General features: G+C 65.1%; 15 protein-coding genes. 9 read left to right on the forward strand and 6 right to left on the reverse strand.

What is annotated here, in order from left to right:
• Both ybaL and EOA38_RS10320 read right to left on the reverse strand, forming a co-directional pair.
• Nucleotides 1–1,462 (reverse strand): YbaL family putative K(+) efflux transporter (gene ybaL / locus EOA38_RS10315; protein ID WP_127299129.1); only part of this gene is annotated, 1,462 nt, incomplete at its 3' end.
• A gap of 219 nt (nucleotides 1,463–1,681) precedes the next feature.
• Nucleotides 1,682–2,128: a host attachment family protein gene (locus EOA38_RS10320; protein ID WP_126091915.1), complete on the reverse strand. Its 447-nt coding sequence runs from the start codon at nucleotides 2,126–2,128 to the stop codon at nucleotides 1,682–1,684.
• Between the two features lie 417 nt (nucleotides 2,129–2,545).
• On the opposite strand from EOA38_RS10320, the gene cysG reads away from it, so the two are divergent.
• The 7 genes from cysG (at nucleotide 2,546) to EOA38_RS10355 (ending at nucleotide 9,950) form a co-directional block, all read left to right on the forward strand.
• On the forward strand, nucleotides 2,546–4,009 hold the full coding sequence (gene cysG / locus EOA38_RS10325; RefSeq protein ID WP_126091916.1) for a siroheme synthase CysG: 1,464 nt from the start codon (nucleotides 2,546–2,548) through the stop codon (nucleotides 4,007–4,009).
• Nucleotides 4,006–4,311: a DUF2849 domain-containing protein gene (locus tag EOA38_RS10330; RefSeq protein ID WP_126091917.1), complete on the forward strand. Its 306-nt coding sequence runs from the start codon at nucleotides 4,006–4,008 to the stop codon at nucleotides 4,309–4,311. Before cysG ends, EOA38_RS10330 begins: the two co-directional genes overlap by 4 nt.
• A 100-nt stretch (nucleotides 4,312–4,411) precedes the next feature.
• A complete protein-coding gene (locus tag EOA38_RS10335) occupies nucleotides 4,412–6,082 on the forward strand; it encodes a nitrite/sulfite reductase (RefSeq protein ID WP_126091918.1) in 1,671 nt (556 codons plus the stop codon).
• The gene (locus EOA38_RS10340) at nucleotides 6,057–6,821 is read left to right on the forward strand and encodes a phosphoadenylyl-sulfate reductase (protein ID WP_126091919.1); all 765 of its coding nucleotides are present in this window, start codon (nucleotides 6,057–6,059) and stop codon (nucleotides 6,819–6,821) included. The genes EOA38_RS10335 and EOA38_RS10340 overlap by 26 nt, the downstream gene beginning before the upstream one ends.
• A gap of 94 nt (nucleotides 6,822–6,915) precedes the next feature.
• Entirely contained in the window at nucleotides 6,916–7,449 is a 534-nt protein-coding gene (locus EOA38_RS10345) for a DUF934 domain-containing protein (RefSeq protein ID WP_126091920.1), read from the forward strand.
• Nucleotides 7,450–7,527: 78 nt separating this feature from the next.
• Nucleotides 7,528–9,135, forward strand: coding sequence for a GMC family oxidoreductase N-terminal domain-containing protein (locus tag EOA38_RS10350; protein WP_127299130.1), 1,608 nt, complete (start codon nucleotides 7,528–7,530; stop codon nucleotides 9,133–9,135).
• A gap of 194 nt (nucleotides 9,136–9,329) precedes the next feature.
• The gene (locus EOA38_RS10355; RefSeq protein ID WP_126091921.1) at nucleotides 9,330–9,950 is read left to right on the forward strand and encodes a DJ-1/PfpI family protein; all 621 of its coding nucleotides are present in this window, start codon (nucleotides 9,330–9,332) and stop codon (nucleotides 9,948–9,950) included.
• Nucleotides 9,951–10,009: 59 nt separating this feature from the next.
• On the opposite strand, the gene EOA38_RS10360 is transcribed toward EOA38_RS10355, so the two are convergent.
• Nucleotides 10,010–10,210: a hypothetical protein gene (locus tag EOA38_RS10360; RefSeq protein ID WP_126091922.1), complete on the reverse strand. Its 201-nt coding sequence runs from the start codon at nucleotides 10,208–10,210 to the stop codon at nucleotides 10,010–10,012.
• Between the two features lie 215 nt (nucleotides 10,211–10,425).
• Here EOA38_RS10360 and grpE point away from each other — a divergent pair, with 215 nt between their 5' ends.
• Nucleotides 10,426–11,073: a nucleotide exchange factor GrpE gene (grpE, locus tag EOA38_RS10365; RefSeq protein WP_126091923.1), complete on the forward strand. Its 648-nt coding sequence runs from the start codon at nucleotides 10,426–10,428 to the stop codon at nucleotides 11,071–11,073.
• Nucleotides 11,074–11,180: 107 nt separating this feature from the next.
• A complete protein-coding gene (locus EOA38_RS10370; RefSeq protein WP_127299131.1) occupies nucleotides 11,181–11,813 on the forward strand; it encodes a trimeric intracellular cation channel family protein in 633 nt (210 codons plus the stop codon).
• A 90-nt stretch (nucleotides 11,814–11,903) separates the two neighbouring features.
• On the opposite strand, the gene EOA38_RS10375 is transcribed toward EOA38_RS10370, so the two are convergent.
• The 3 genes from EOA38_RS10375 to EOA38_RS10385 form a co-directional block, all read right to left on the reverse strand.
• Nucleotides 11,904–12,788, reverse strand: a complete 885-nt coding sequence (locus EOA38_RS10375; RefSeq protein ID WP_127299132.1) for a GNAT family N-acetyltransferase — start codon at nucleotides 12,786–12,788, stop codon at nucleotides 11,904–11,906.
• Between the two features lie 186 nt (nucleotides 12,789–12,974).
• Nucleotides 12,975–15,257: a PAS domain-containing sensor histidine kinase gene (locus EOA38_RS10380; protein ID WP_127299133.1), complete on the reverse strand. Its 2,283-nt coding sequence runs from the start codon at nucleotides 15,255–15,257 to the stop codon at nucleotides 12,975–12,977.
• A gap of 85 nt (nucleotides 15,258–15,342) precedes the next feature.
• A partial coding sequence (locus EOA38_RS10385; RefSeq protein ID WP_145965944.1) for an MDR family oxidoreductase occupies nucleotides 15,343–16,074 on the reverse strand: 732 nt, incomplete at its 5' end.

Here is a 16,074-nt window from a genome sequence, read left to right on the forward strand (position 1 = left end):
TGAGCTTCGCCAGCGTCTTGTCGGCATCCTCGATGACCAGGAAGGGCAGGGCGGCTTCTTTCAGGCCAGCTCCGACGAGGCTGCCGACACGGCCATAGCCGACCAGGATGGAATGGCCAGCAAGCGCGGTTCGCGGCGGCGCGCCATCCTCCTTCTCCCAAGCTGTCGCCACCGAAGCCAACTGACCGGGCTCGGTCGCCGGGCCGATAGACTTTGTTTCCTCGGGGGCCTTGCCGGCGCGCTTCTCCAGCCACGGCTTCATCCAGTCGACGAGGAGGAACATCAGCGGGTTGAGCAGGATCGACAGGATAGCGCCGGCAAGGATCAGGTCGCGGCCCTGTTCGGGCAACAGCTTCAGCCCGACGCCGAGCTCGGCCAGGATGAAGGAGAATTCACCGATCTGGGCGAGGCTGGCCGAAATCATCAGCGCCGTCGCGACCGGATAGCGGAAGGCGATGACGATGACGAAGGCGGCAAGCGATTTGCCGATGACGATGATGGCTAAAGTGGCCAGGATTGGCAGCCCGTTGCTGATCAGGCTGAGCGGGTCGAACAGCATGCCGACCGAGACGAAAAACAGCACGGAAAAGGCGTCGCGCAGCGGCAGCGATTCCTCGGCCGCGCGATGGCTGAGCTCGGATTCGCTCATGATCATGCCGGCGAAAAAGGCGCCGAGCGCCAGAGAGACGCCGAACAGTTTCGCCGCGCCGAAGGCGACGCCGAGCGCAATGGCCAGCACCGAGAGCCGGAATAGTTCGCGCGAGCCGGTATGCGCGACATAGTGCAGGATCCACGGGATAACCCGGCGGCCGACGACCAGCATGACGACGACGAAGGTGACGACCTTGGCCAGCGTCATGCCGACCACGCCCCATATGCCGTAGCTGGCGGGCAGCGAGAGCAGGCTCGAGTGGTCGTCGGCCTGCGGCTGGCCGCCCAGCACGCCGGCGAGCGCCGGCAAAAGCACCAGCGCCAGCACCATGGCCAGATCCTCGACGATCAGCCAGCCGACTGCAATGCGGCCGCGCTCGGTCTCGATCAGCCGCCGCTCCTGCATGGCGCGCAGCAGCACGACGGTCGAGGCGACGGACAGAGCGAGGCCGAAGACCAGACCGGCGCCCAAGGACCAGCCGAGCAGCCAGGCCAGCCCGGCGCCCAGCAGCGTGGCAAAAGCGATCTGCACGATGGCGCCAGGCACGGCAATCGCACGGACCGACAGAAGGTCCTTCAGCGAAAAATGCAGGCCGACGCCGAACATCAGCAGGATGACGCCGATCTCGGCGAGTTCGTTGGCGAGGCTGGCGTCGGCGACAAAGCCCGGCGTGTTCGGCCCGACGAGCACGCCGGCCACCAGATAGCCGACGAGCGGCGGGACGCGGAAACGGTTGGCCAGTGCTCCAAAGACGAAAGCAAACCCCAAACCGGCGACGATGGTGGCGATAAGGGGCGTGTCATGCGGCATTGTCTATGGAGCGCCTTTCAGAAATCGCGATGTCGGACAAGCGCCGCCCGAGGCCGTCGCCTTTCGCAATATGGTGGGCAGAGCGGCGGTCATGCAACCACCGCCGCTCTGAAATCGGCGCCATGGACACGCGCCGGACGAGAAAAGCCGCGCGCTGCCGTCATGGCCAGCCGCGCGGCATCCGCTCACGGCGTTCTAAGGTCTCGTGATGTCCGTCGCTCAAGCCGCCTGAAGCAGGCTCTCGATCTCGGAGATCGTGTGGTTCGTCAGCGTTTTCGGTATCTCCGCCTTCACCTTCTCGCTGACCTCCTTGTGCAGCTTCTGCCGCATCTCGCCCAACACCTGGGGCGGGGCGATCAGCACGATCTCGTCGAACTCGCCGCGGTGCGCAAGCTTGTAGAGCCGCCCCGCGATGTTGTCGGCGAAGCGTTCCTTGCCGAGGCGGTGCCAATCGGTGTCTTCAACCGCGCTGCGATGAACCGTGGGCCCGTCGCTGTAGCGGCCCGGCCTGTCGCTGCCCTGCTCACGGGTGGCAGGGTTCTCCTGCTCCATCTCCTGGACAACCTCCAGGTTCGGAAATTTGCTGTCACCTTCGTTGCGGAGGAAGAGCGCTTTTTCGCCGTCGGCCACGATGACCCAAAGACCACGTTTCAGATTGATGCTCATAGGGCGTTCCTCCTTGTTTCCCGGGGTGCCGACCGATCCTGGATCGGCCGGATGGATCCGCTAGCCAAACGTGCTGCGAAGCTTGATTGTTCCGGACTTATCGGGACGGCTCGTCCGCCGCCCGAAAGGCTCTTCAAACGGTGGGTTGGCGAGAGGCGCCTTTAATCTACTAAGTTAGTAGAATTTAGAAAAATCTATTTTGCCGCTCAAAGGCTTGGGCGCTAAAAATGCGACGGATCAAGGGGCGATGCCAACCGCTCCGTCCGCTCACAGCACCAGAGTAGAATTTTTTTCTCCCGCCTTTCGCGGTTGCGAAAAAGCGATTGCCTGCTTTGAAGGCATGCGCGAGTGCGTGCCTTCTGGTTTTCGGCGTGCTCGCATAAAACTGCCAGACTGTTATCGTATTTGCTTATCGCCATGTCGCCAGCCAACGCCAAGCTCAACACCTTCCCCGTCTTCGTGCGGGTCGACGGCGAAGCCGTGGCCATCGTCGGCAATGGCGAGGAGGCGCTTGCCAAGGCACGGCTGCTTGCTCAGTCGAGCGCGGCGCTGCGCATCATCGCCGCCGATGCCGATGCGGAGCTGCTTGCATTCATCTCATCCGTCGACGCTGTCCATGTCGATGCTGCCTATGATGTCGCCCATCTCGAAGGCGCGGCCCTGGTGTTTGCTGCCAGCGGCGACGAGGCGCTCGATCGCCGCGTCGCCGAGGATGCGCGCCGGCTGGGCATCCCGGTCAATGTCGTGGACCGCCCGGAGCTCTGCGATTTCTTCACGCCCGCGCTGGTCAACCGGGCGCCGGTCGCCATCGCCATCGGCACCGAGGGCGCCGGGCCGGTGCTCGCGCAGATGCTGCGCGCGCGCATCGACCGCATGCTGTCGCCGTCTCTCGGCCGGCTGGCGGCCTTGGCAGCCTCGTTCCGCGCCGCGGCCGAGCGGCTGCCGAAGGGCAATCGCCGCCGCCGCTTCTGGAGCGATTTCTTCGCCGGCGCTCCGGCCAGGGCGGTCGAAGCCGGAGAGTTCGCCAGGGCGCATGATGCCGCGCTCGATCTTCTGGCTTCGAACGCGTTGGCGGCAGGCCATATCGCGCTGGTCGGCGCTGGTCCGGGCGCTGAAGACCTTTTGACGCTGCGCGCTCACCGCCTGCTGATGGAAGCCGACGCGATCGTCTATGACGCGCTGGTGCCGGAGGCGATCGTCGCCATGGGCCGCCGCGATGCCGAGCGCCTGCCCGTCGGCAAGCGCAAGGGCTGCCATTCCAAGAGCCAGGAAGAGATCAACGCGCTGCTTATCGAGCTTGGCCGCGCCGGCAAGCGCGTGGTGCGGCTGAAGTCCGGCGATCCGCTGGTGTTCGGCCGGGCTGGCGAGGAGATGGCCGCGCTTCGCGAGGCCGGTGTCGCCTATGAGGTGGTCCCGGGCGTCACCGCGGCCTTCGCCGCCGCCGCCGATTTCGAGCTGCCGCTGACGCTGCGCGGCGTGACCTCCTCGATGGTCTTCACCACCGGCCACGACCTCAAGGGCAACTCGCTGCCCGATTGGGCGAAGCTCGCCATCTCCGGCGCGACCGTCGCCGTCTATATGGGCCGCTCGGTGGCGGCCGAGGTCGCCGGCCGGCTGATCGAGGCCGGGCTGTCGCCGGATACCGCCGTCGCAGTCGTCGAGAATGCCAGCCTGGGCAACCGCCGCCGCTTCCATGGCACGCTCGCCGACCTGCCGTCGCTGGAAGCGCGCGCCGACCTCACCGGCCCGGTCATGACGATCATCGGCGACGCGGTTGCCGGCGCCAATTTCGAACGGTCCGAGCCGCTCGCGGCACACAAGCACGAAGACACAGGGCATGAAGAAGCCGCCAGCACGGTGGCCGAAGGAGTACGGGAATGAAGGTTCTGACCGCGAACAGGCTCTCCGACGGTATCGCCGTGTGGTACGCCGATGGCGGCTGGTCGGAGGCCGTCGGCCATGCCGATATCGCCCATGACAAGGTGGCTGAGGACCGGCTGGAAGCGATCGGCGCCGCCGCCGCCGCCAACAATGAAGTGGTCGACGTCAACCTGATCGACGTGACCGTGATCAACGGTGTGGTCGAGCCGGTGCGGCTGCGCGAGAAGATCCGCGCCGCAGGCCCCACCATCCGCACCGATATCGGCAAGCAGGCAAACCCGGAAGCGGCGCGGGCGGCATAGGTTTTGAGCATGATCCCGAAAAGTGGGACCCGGTTTTCGGAGAAGATCATGCTCCAACAAAGAATTGAAAAGCGGGCGGACGCGCCCTGAAAGACGAAGCATGTACCGTTACGACGAGTTCGACCAAGATTTCGTAGAGGCCCGGGTCGCCGAGTTCAGCGACCAGGTGCAGCGCCGGCTTGCCGGCGAGATCACCGAGGACCAGTTCCGGCCGCTCAGGCTGATGAACGGCGTCTATCTGCAATTGCATGCCTATATGCTGCGCATCGCCGTGCCCTACGGCACGCTGAACAGCAGGCAATTGCGCATGCTCGGCCATATCGCGCGCAAATACGACAAGGGCTATGGCCACTTCACCACGCGCCAGAACATCCAGTTCAACTGGCCGGCGCTGTCCGACATTCCGGCGATCCTCGCCGACCTGGCGAGCGTCGAGATGCACGCCATCCAGACCAGCGGGAACTGCATCCGCAACGTCACCGCTGACCATTTCGCCGGAGCCGCCGCTGACGAGGTCGCCGACCCGCGCCCCTATGCGGAAATCCTGCGCCAGTGGTCGTCGGTGCATCCGGAATTCTCGTTCCTGCCGCGCAAGTTCAAGATCGCGGTGACCGGCGCCGAACGCGACCGCGCCGCCATCCAGACGCATGACATCGGTCTGCATCTCAAGAAGAACGCGGCCGGCGAGCTTGGCTTTGCCGTCTATGTCGGCGGCGGCCAGGGCCGCACGCCGATGGTGGCCAGGAAGATCCGCGACTTCCTGCCGGAAGCCGATCTTCTGTCCTACTGCACGGCGATCCTGCGTGTTTACAACCTCTATGGCCGCCGCGACAACAAGTACAAGGCGCGCATCAAGATCCTGGTCCACGAGACCGGCGTCGAGGAAATCACGCGCCAGATCGAGGCCGAATGGCAGGAGCTGAAGGACGCCGAGCTGAAGCTGCCGGAAGCCGACATCCAGGCGATCAACGCCTATTTCGCGCCGCCGGCGCTGGCGGACCGGCCGGAAGGCGATGCCGCCATGAAGCAGGCCCGGCTCGATTCCAGGAGTTTCTCGGAGTGGCTCGACCAGAACGTCGTGACCCATCGCCATCCCGACTATGCAGCGGTGACCATCTCGCTCAAGGGCATCGGCGAGGTGCCCGGCGACGCGACCGACAGCCAGATGGAAGCGGTCGCCGACATCGCCGAGAAATACGCTTTCGATGAGCTGCGCGTCAGCCACGAGCAGAACCTGATCCTGCCGCATGTGGCGCGCGCCGACCTCAAGGCGGTCTATGACGCGCTGGTCGAGATCGGCCTGGCGACGGCCAATTCCAACCTGATCAGCGACATCATCTCCTGCCCCGGCCTCGACTACTGCGCGCTGGCCACGGCGCGCTCCATCCCGGTGGCGCAGGAAATCTCGCGCCGCTTCGCCTCGCTTGAGCGGCAGCGCGAGATCGGCGAACTGAAGCTGAAGATCTCCGGCTGCATCAATGCCTGCGGCCATCACCATGTCGGCCATATCGGCATTCTCGGCGTCGAGAAGAAGGGGTCCGAACTCTACCAGGTGACGCTTGGCGGCTCGGCCGACGAGAACACGTCCGTGGGCGAGATCATCGGCCGCGGCTTCTCCTCGGAAGAGATCACCGATGCCATCGAGCAGATCGTCGAAACCTATCTCGGCCTTCGGCTCAATCCTGATGAACGTTTTATCGACGCTTACCGCCGTGTCGGTCCCGCGCCGTTCAAGGAGGCGCTCTATGCTGGCGAAACCAAGGCCGCTTGACCGGACCGGCGGCGTCGAGGCCGGCATTGCCGCTGAAGCGGCGGGGCTCGACGCGTTGCTCGGCCATCTGAAGCCGATCGAGATCATCGAGCGGTCGGCGCGCGAATTCTTCCGCGGCGAGGTCGCCGCCGTGTCGTCCTTCGGGGCGGATTCGGCGGTGCTGCTCCACATGATCGCCAAGGTCGACCGCTCGCTGCCGGTGATCTTCCTCGACACCGGCAAGCATTTCGAGGAAACGCTGGGCTACCGCGACGCCCTGATCGCCGATTTCGGCCTGACCGATGTCAGGGTGATCAAGCCGGACGAAGCGGCGCTCGAACGCATCGACCCGACCGGCAGGCTGCACGAGACCGACACCGATTCCTGCTGCAACGTGCGCAAGGTCGAGCCGCTGGCGCGCGGCGTCGAGCCGTTCCGCGCGTGGTTCACCGGGCGCAAGCGTTTCCAGGCGTCGACGCGGGCGGCTCTGCCCGTCTTCGAGGCGGTCGGCTCGCGCATCCGCATCAATCCGCTCGCGCATTGGACGACGTCGGACCAGGCTGACTACATGCGCGCGCATGCGCTGCGCGAAAATCCGCTGGTCGCCTACGGCTATCTCTCGATCGGCTGCTTCCCCTGCACGCAACCGGTACAGCCTGGCGAGGATGCGCGTAGCGGCCGCTGGGCAGGGCACGCCAAGACCGAGTGCGGCATCCATTTGTCGGGGCTGGAGAAGTCGCTGACCGACGCATCACTTTAGGGTATATCGCTATTCGCGTGATGTCGGCTCCCAAAGTCACGGCTGCTGGCCGTCTGCCGGCTCGCTTGGGACTCTTTGGACTTTAGGATTTTTGATGACTGAATCGACGACACCAGGGACTCGCCTCTGGACCCCAAAGGGTTTTCGCGAGGACGACTGGACCCACGCCGAAAGCGCCGAGGCGCTTGCCGGAAATGGCCGCTTCATCCTGCCGCTGCAGGCCTTCCTCGGGCTCGATGATGAAGTCCGCAAGTCGGCCAGGGAGCGCATCGGGGTGCTGCTGCAGCCCGGCGACGAACTCGACAAGATCGTCGGCCTGCTCGACCAGCTTTCGCTGGTGGCGCTGGCCTTTCCGGCGTTCAACGATGGCCGCTCCTTCTCCAAGGGCGAGCTGCTGCGCGCCCGGCATCATTTCACCGGCGCGGTCCGCGCCACCGGCCAGGTGCTGGTCGACCAACTGCCGCATATGCTGAGGCTCGGCTTCGACGAATTCGAGGTCTCCAACCCGGTGCTGCTGAAGCGGCTGGAGGAAGGGCGCACCGGCGGCCTGCCGGTCTACTACCAGCCGGCCGTGGAGCCGGAAGCCAAGGACCCCAAATATTCCTGGCGGCGCAAGCGACCGGACTGACGCTGCGGCATCTTTACAAGACCAACGACCGGGTCTTCTCTCCAGGAACGGACGGAAATATCCGCCGGGGAGGACACCATGCGTTACGACTATGTCATCGCCGGCGGCGGCTCCGCCGGCTCGACGCTTGCCGCCAGGCTTTCCGAAGACCCATCGAAGAAGGTTTGCCTGCTGGAAGCAGGAGGCGACGGCAAGGATCTGCTGATCCGCGCGCCGGCCGGCATCATCGCGCTGCTGCCGGGCCGGCCGAAGATCAACAACTGGGGTTTCGAGACGGTGCCGCAGGAAGGGCTGGGCGGCCGCAGGGGCTACCAGCCGCGCGGCAAGGCATTGGGCGGTTCCAGCGCCATCAACGCCATGCTCTACACGCGGGGCAACCGCCGCGACTATGACGAATGGGCCGACCTCGGCTGCGACGGCTGGTCGTGGGACGAGGTGCTGCCTTACTTCCGGCGCGCCGAGGGCAACCAGCGCGGCACTGATGCGCTGCATGGCGGCGACGGGCCGCTCCGGGTGGCGGAGCAGCAGGAGCCGCGCCCGATCGCAAAAGCCTTTGTCGAGGCTTGCGGAGAAAACCAGATCAGGCGCAACGAGGACTTCAACGGGCCGGAGCAGGAAGGGGCGGGGCTCTACCAAGTCACGCAGTTCTGGGGTGAGCGTCGCAATGGCGAGCGCTGCTCTGCAGCCGCCGCCTATCTGCATCCGGCGTTCGGAAGGCCGAATCTCACCGTCGTCACCGGCGCGCATGCGACAGGCGTCTGGCTCGACGGCAAGCGCGCCAAGGGCGTGCGGTATCGCATCGGCAGAGGCGAAGCGGTAGCGGAAGCGCGACGCGAGGTCATCCTTTGCGGCGGGGCGTTCGGCTCGCCGCAACTGCTTCTTCTGTCGGGCATCGGTCCGGCGGTTGAACTCGCGGCGCACGGCATCCCGCTCGTCCACGAATTGCCTGGCGTCGGCAGGAACCTGCAGGACCATCTCGACTTCATCCTGGCCTGGAAGTCGCGGGAGACGGATTTGATGGGCATCGGCCTCACCGGCATGCCGGGCCTGATCAAGCATATGCTGCGCTGGCGCAAGGATGGCACCGGCATGATTGCCACGCCCTATGCGGAAGCCGGCGCCTTCCTCAAATCCGATCCGGCCATCGAGCGTCCCGATCTGCAATTGCATTTCTGCATCGCCATCGTCGACGACCATGGCCGCAAGCTGCATATGGGCTATGGCTTTTCCTGCCATGTCTGCGTGCTTCGACCGTATTCGCGCGGGGAGGTGGGGCTGATGAGCGCGGATCCGCTGGCGCCGCCGCGCATCGACCCGCGCTTCCTCCAGGACGAGCGCGATGCCGACCTTCTGCTCAAAGGTGTTCGGATGACGCGCGCCATATTGGAGGCGCCGGCGCTGGCGAAGTATCGCAAGAAGGAGATCTATACGGCCGGCGCCGCCAGCGATGCCGAGCTGATGGCGCATATCAGGGCGCGCGCCGATACGATCTATCACCCCGCCGGCACCTGCAAGATGGGCGTCGACGACATGGCCGTGGTCGACCCGATGCTCAGGGTTCGCGGGCTGGAAGGGCTGCGTGTGGTCGATGCCTCGGTGATGCCGACCCTGGTCGGCGGTAACACCAACGCGCCCACGATCATGATCGCGGAGAAGGCCGCGGACATGATCCGCGCGGCCGCCTGATCGCGGCCTCTTGGTCAGACCAGGGTGATCGATTTTCCCTCAGCCTGGCCAGCATTGCCGGCTTGCTGACAGGATCGAGTCTATCTGGTCAGACCACTTATGCGATTTGCACTTCCCCTTACGTCGTCTTGACCTTAGGATAGGGTTATTATTTCGCACCCCGAAATAAATAGCCAGCAAAGGGAGGAACCGGCATGGCAGGCAAAAGGATTTTGATGCTCGTTGGCGAGTTCAGCGAGGAATATGAGATTTTCGTCTTTGAGCAGGCCATGCATGCGGTCGGCCACACCGTCCATGTCGTGTGCCCCGACAAGAAGGCCGGCGACGTGCTCAAGACCTCATTGCACGACTTCGAGGGCCATCAGACCTATACCGAAAAGCTCGGTCACGACTACATCCTCAACAAGACCTTCGCCGAGGTGAATCCGGCTGACTACGACGCCGTCTACGCCGCCGGCGGGCGCGGTCCGGAGTACATTCGCATCGACAAGCGCGTGCAGGCGCTGGTCAGGCACTTCCATGAGACCGGCAAACCGATCTTCACCATTTGCCACGGCGTCCAGATCCTGATCGCTGTCGATGGCGTCGTGCGCGGCAGGCAAGTAGCGGCGCTGCATTATTGCGAGCCCGAAGTGACGCTCGCCGGCGGCACCTATGTCGACGTTGCGCCGACCGGCGCGCATGTCGACGGCAATCTGGTGTCGGCCAAGGGATGGCCCGGGCTTGCCGCTTTCATGCGGGAATGCCTGAAGGTGCTCGGCACCGAAATCCGTCATGGTGAAGCGCTTATGCGCGACGAGCGCAGGGCAGCCTGACGCCTTCCGCGCCTCGCCCCGCTAGCTTCCCATGTAGGCGAGTTTCATAGGGCGGCAGGCTATGGATGCCGTTCGCCGCCCACTTCGCCCCCTTCTGCCTCGTCGAGGCGGTCGAGCAGGTCCGTGAGCCGCTTTGGCACTTCTTTTTCCAGGCGAAATGCCGGCAGCGTGCGCAGGAAGCGTTTCGTCGCTTCGGTGCCGACGCGCCGCCTTATATCGGCGGCAAGTTTGGCGCGCCTATTGCTGTCGTTGCCGTTCATGTCCCAAAATCCTGTGTCGACTTCGAAACTCCCGCGCCCGGCAATGGTTCCCGCATCGACCCTTGCAGGCAAGCAAAGCCGTTCGGTACGGTAAAGTTTGAATTAATCTGGAACGACCGGGAGATGGCGCCGCCGGGGCTTGCCCCTTGATTTTTGGCCTTCAAACCTCGATATCGGGCGCAAATCCAAACCAATCCGAATGACGGGAAACGGCGATGAGCGACCAGGCAAAAGACGAACGCGCGCCCGAGGAAATCGAAGCCACCCAGGCTTCCGGCGCCCAGGCTTCCGGCGAACGCGCGGAAGGCGGCGTCGACGGCGACTACGAAGCGCTTGTGCGGCTGCTGAAGGAAAACGAGGAACTGAAGGACCGCGCGCTTCGCATAGCTGCCGAAATGGAGAATTTGCGTCGCCGCACCGCGCGCGACGTGCATGACGCGCGCGCTTACGCGGTGGCCAACTTCGCCCGCGACATGCTGTCGGTGTCAGACAATCTGCGCCGCGCGCTGGATGCCATCCCGGCCGAGGCCAAGGCCTCCGGCGATGCCGGCTTCAAGGCGCTCATCGAGGGCGTCGACCTCACCGAGCGCGCAATGCTGTCGGCGCTCGAGCGGCACGGCGTGAAGAAGCTCGCGCCCGAAGGCGAGAAGTTCGACCCCAACTTCCATCAGGCGATGTTCGAGGTGCCCAACACAGACGTTCCGGCCGGCACCGTCGTCCAGGTCGTGCAACCCGGCTATTCGATCGGCGATCGCGTGCTGAGGCCAGCGATGGTCGGCGTTTCCAAGGGTGGCCCAAAGGCGGCCGCCGAGGCGCCGGTCGAACCGGGCCCGGTGAACGAGCAGGCCGAGAAGGATGCTTGATAGCGAATAGCGAGTAGCGAATAGCGAATAGCGAAGCTGGCTACCAACCGCACAGCTTCGTGGTATTCACTACTACTCGCTATTCGCTACTCACTATTCGCTCACCCATGAATCCCATCGAACTGCTCGACTATGCCGGCGTTGCCGTCTTCGCGGCGACCGGCGCGCTCGCCGCGTCGCGCAAAGAGCTCGACATCATCGGCTTCCTGTTCCTGGCCAGCGTCACCGGCATCGGCGGCGGGACGCTGCGCGACGTCATCCTGAACCTGCCGGTGTTCTGGGTCGCCAACAGCGGTTATGTCCTGATTTGCGCCGTCGTGGCGGTGCTCGTTTTCTTCAGCGCCTATCGCGTCGAATCCCGCTACAAGCTCTTGCTCTGGCTCGATGCCATCGGACTGGCCGCCTTCGCGGTGATGGGAGCCGCAAAGGGTCTGGCGATCACCGGCTCGCCGGTCGTGTCCGTCATCACCGGGGTGCTCACCGCGACCTTTGGCGGCATATTGCGCGACCTGCTCGCCGGCGAGCCTTCCGTGCTGCTGAGACCCGAGATCTATGTCACGGCGGCGCTTGCCGGGGCAGCGCTCTTCACGCTCTGCGACCTGGTCGGCATGCCGGCGCTGCCATCCAGCCTGCTCGGCTTCGCAGCCGCCTTCCTGGTGCGCGGCGGGGCACTCAAATTCGGCTGGTCGTTTCCGGCCTACAAGAGCCGGCCTGGGCGAAGGCCGGAAGATATTCCGTGAGTCAGTAGTCAGTAGTGAGTAGTCAGTAGTGACAGGCGCGCCAGCGTGGTGTCCACCACTACTCACTACTCACTACTCACTACTGACTACTCACGCCGCGAAGCGCTGGCCCTCACCGCCATAGTAGTTGACGTAGCGGGCGCCGATCTCCTTGACCGGCATGACGACGAAAACGTCGACCGTCGAGAATTCATGGTCGATGACGCAGCCATCGCCGATGCGGGCGCCGACGCGCAGATAGCCCTTGACCAGCGGCGGCATCGCGGCGATCGCGGCCTTGGCGTTCACCGCCTCGATCGGCATCAGGTCCATGGAGCAGTAACGGCTGGCCACCGCCCGCACATCCCAGGCCTGATCGGTGCGGCAATGATGGGCGAGATAGGTGAGCGCCTCGGCATGCGCCGCCGGCACGATGCCATGGAAGGAGGCACAGCCGGTCATCACGCCGATGCCGTAGTGGTTGATGTAGGCCCAGATGCCTTGCCAGAGCGCCTCGATGGTGCGCTTGGACCGATATTCCGGAAGCACGCAGGAACGGCCGAGCTCAAGGAAGCGCTGGCCCGGATGGCGCGCGACCAGCTTGGTCAGCTCGAACTCGCCCTCGGAATAGAAGCCGCCGGCGGCCGTGGCGATCTCCTGCCGCAAAAGGCGGTAGGTGCCGACGATACGGCGGTGCTCGGGGCCGGGAAGCGACGTGTCGAGAACCAGGAGATGGTCGCAAAGCGGGTCGAAACGATCGGCGTCGCGCCGGCTCTGCGCCTGGAACAGATCCTTCCTCGCGCCAAGCTCGTCATAGAATACCCGGTAGCGCACTTCCTGGGCGGCGGCGATCTCGGCCTCGTTGCGGGCGAGCCGCACCTCGAGGTTGCCGATACGGCCCAGCGGAGCGCCGCTTGCGACAGCATCGGCGGTACGCGCGCCGAGCAGGGCGCTGGCGTTCGGCCGAGTATCGCATTCAGGCATGACTGTATGCACGAATGATTCTCCTTCGAGCCATCCCTCTTGGCACGGGGATACGGTGTAGGTGCAACAGGATTGTGACAGTACCGTGATATGGCGGGGCCGGCAATACTTCGTCGGCTGGGCAATACCCTCAACCGGCTACCTTATGGATACGAAAGCCAAGCAATCCAAGGCCTTCGAGAAGCCTTAAAAAAATCGTTACGCCGCAACCTGGCCCTCGACGGCCTGGACGAGCGCATCGGGGTCGAGGGGCTTGGTGACGAAGCCGCTGGCGCCGTGGGCCAGCACGCTGTGGCGGGTCTTTTCCTGGCTGTCGGCGGAAAGAACCATGATCGGGATCGGCGGCACGGCCATTGCCTCCTCATGGCGGCGGATGGCGGCGATCGCGTCCAGACCGTCCATCACCGGCATGTGCAGGTCCATCAGAACCACGTCGAAGCGGTGCTTGAGACCGGCGTCGGTGACGGCTTCGACCGCGGCCTTGCCGTTGCCGACGATCTTGACGCGATGTCCGGCCTTGAGCAGCGTGGCGCGGGCGAGCATTGCGTTGATGTCATTATCCTCTGCGATCAGCACGGACAGGCTCTGGTCACGACGGCGGACGGACGTGGCGCCGCGCGGCTCCGGATGCGGCTCGGCGGGCGCGGGCACATGGCTGGTCAACAGCACGCGCAGCAGTGTTTCGCCGCGCACCGGCCGGGCGAGGAACGTCGCGTAACCGCTGGCGCGGAATTCGCCAAGCATGCCGCGATCGGTAGGCGCAATCAGGGTGATGGCTTCGCAATCGGTAAAACCGCTCTGGCGCAGGCGCTTGAGCAGGCGACCGTCGCTGTTTTCGAGCGCGGCGTCGACCAGAAGCACGTTGCAGCTTGCGGCGAATGAGGCGGCCTGCTCCGGCGTCGCGGCGATCTCGACGGCGCCGCCATGGGCGCGGATTGTGCGGGCGATGGCATCGGCCTCGACGGCGTTCTTCGATACGATGACCGCGCGCCGGTCCGAGAGGATGCTCTGGCGATATTGCGGCGGCTCCGTTGCCGCGGTCGCAGGGATATCGAAGACGAATTCGGACCCTTCGCCGAGCCGGCTCGAAACCGAAACCGTGCCGCCCATGGCGTTCACCAGCCGCTTGGAGATGGCAAGGCCGAGACCCGCGCCGCCATGCACCCGGGTCGAAGTGCCGTCGGATTGCTCGAACTCCTCGAAGATGCGCTCCATGTCCTCTTCGCGCAGCCCCGGGCCGGTGTCGGCGATGGTGAAGCAGATGCGGTCCGTGCTCTCGGTGCGGGCGCGCGCGACGGTGAGCAGCACGCCGCCGGCATCGGTGAACTTGACGGCATTGCCGATGAGGTTGAGCAACACCTGGCGCACGCGGCCGGGATCGGCGGTGATCATCTGCGGCACGTCGGGCTCGACATGACAGCCGAGGCCGATGTTCTTGGAGAATGCCTTCGCCGCCATGAGCTCGATGATGTTGTCGGCGATCTCGCGCAGCGACGTCGGCTGCGGCTCGGGGTCGAAGCGGCCGGCCTCGATCTTGGAATAGTCGAGCAGGTCCTCGATCAGGGCGAGCAGCGCGCTCGCCGATGTCGAGACGGCGCCGACATAGGTACGCTGCTCCGGCGAAAGGTCGGTATCGGCAAGCAGCTTCGCCATTCCCATGATGCCGTTCATCGGGGTGCGGATCTCGTGGCTGACGGTGGCGAGGAAGCGCGACTTGGCCTGGCTCGCATATTCGGCCCGCTCGCGGGCAGTGATCAGCGACGATTCAGCGCGCTTGCGGGCCGTGATGTCGCGGGCGATCGCGCGATGCGAGACAGCACCCGTATCCCTGTCGCGCACCGACAGCTCGATCCATGAGAACCAGCGCGGCCCGTTCGGCGTGCGGATGGCGACATCGGTGGAGCTCAGGCACTCGTGGTCCGAGAAGGCGGCATCGGGCACGATGCCGACGTCAATGCCGAGCTCGGACAGCGTCTTGCCGGCAAGATTGCGCTGGTCGACGTCGACTAGGGAGGCAAAGACCTTGTTGGCGTAGACGATATGGCCGTCGCGGTCGCGATGGACGACGAGATCGCCTAGCGCGTCGATCAGGCCGCGAAAGCGCTCCTCGCTCTCCTGCATCTCCCACATTCGGTCGGCGAGCGTCTCGATCTCGGCGCGGCTGCGGGCGGCGGTCTCGTCGAGAAGAGCCGCGGTGCGGCGCTCGATCTTCCTGTTGCGCAGATGCATGGCGAGCCCGCCGAGACCCGTCACAAGGAGGCCAATGGTGATGAAGGTCGGCGCGCCGGTGAGATGCGCCAGCCCGGCCAGCACGCCGATGGCGACAATCGTCAGGAAGGGTAGGCCTTCGCGGCTGGCCGGCGGCAGTTCGGGAGCCAGCGGCGGCGGCGCGGCAAGCATCCGCCGCGGCGGCGCCTTCGAGCTCGGCTCGTCACCGCTCGCGACCTTGCCATCCTGCTCGATGCCGGAGTCCGCGATCATGCGGAAAGTCTGCCAGACAGAAATTATGGAAGGCTGCGACGGATCGTTCGAATTTTAGCGATCGCGGGATTTTCGCCGTTTCCGGCTACATATCGACGACCACGCGGCCCCTGATCTTGCCGTCGATAATGTCACGCGCAGCGTCGATGATGCCGTCGAAGCCGATCGACCGCGACAGGGTCGACAGCTTCTTGAGGTCGAGATCGGTGGCGATGCGGCGCCACGCCTCGAGGCGAACCGGTTTCGGCGCCATGACGGAATCGATGCCGAGCAGCGAGACGCCGCGCAGGATGAAGGGAGCGACGCTGGTGGGCAGGTCCATGCCGCCGGCCAGGCCGCAAGCGGCGATCGCGCCGCCGTAGGACGTCATCGAAAGCACGTTGGCCAGCGTGTGGGTGCCGACCGAATCGATGCCACCCGCCCAGCGTTCCTTGGCGAGCGGCTTTGCCGGCTGGCTGAGTTCCTCCCGCGAGATCACCTCGGCCGCGCCGAGGTCGATCAGGTAGGGACTTTCGGCATTGCGCCCGGTGGAAGCAATGACATGGTAACCGAGGGTGGAGAGGATCGAGATGGCGACCGAGCCGACGCCGCCGGCAGCCCCCGTCACCACCACCGGCCCGCGATCCGGCACGATGCCATGCCGCTCCAGCGCCATGACGGCAAGCATCGCCGTATAGCCGGCCGTGCCGACGGCCATCGCATCATGCGGGCTCATGCCGTCTGGCAACGGCACCAGCCAGTCGCCCTTGACGCGGGCGCGCCCGGCATAGGCGCCGTAATGCGTCTCGCCGACTCCCCAGCCATTGAGGATCACCTT

It is taken from the genome of Mesorhizobium sp. M1E.F.Ca.ET.041.01.1.1, from assembly GCF_003997355.1.
GTDB lineage: Bacteria > Pseudomonadota > Alphaproteobacteria > Rhizobiales > Rhizobiaceae > Mesorhizobium.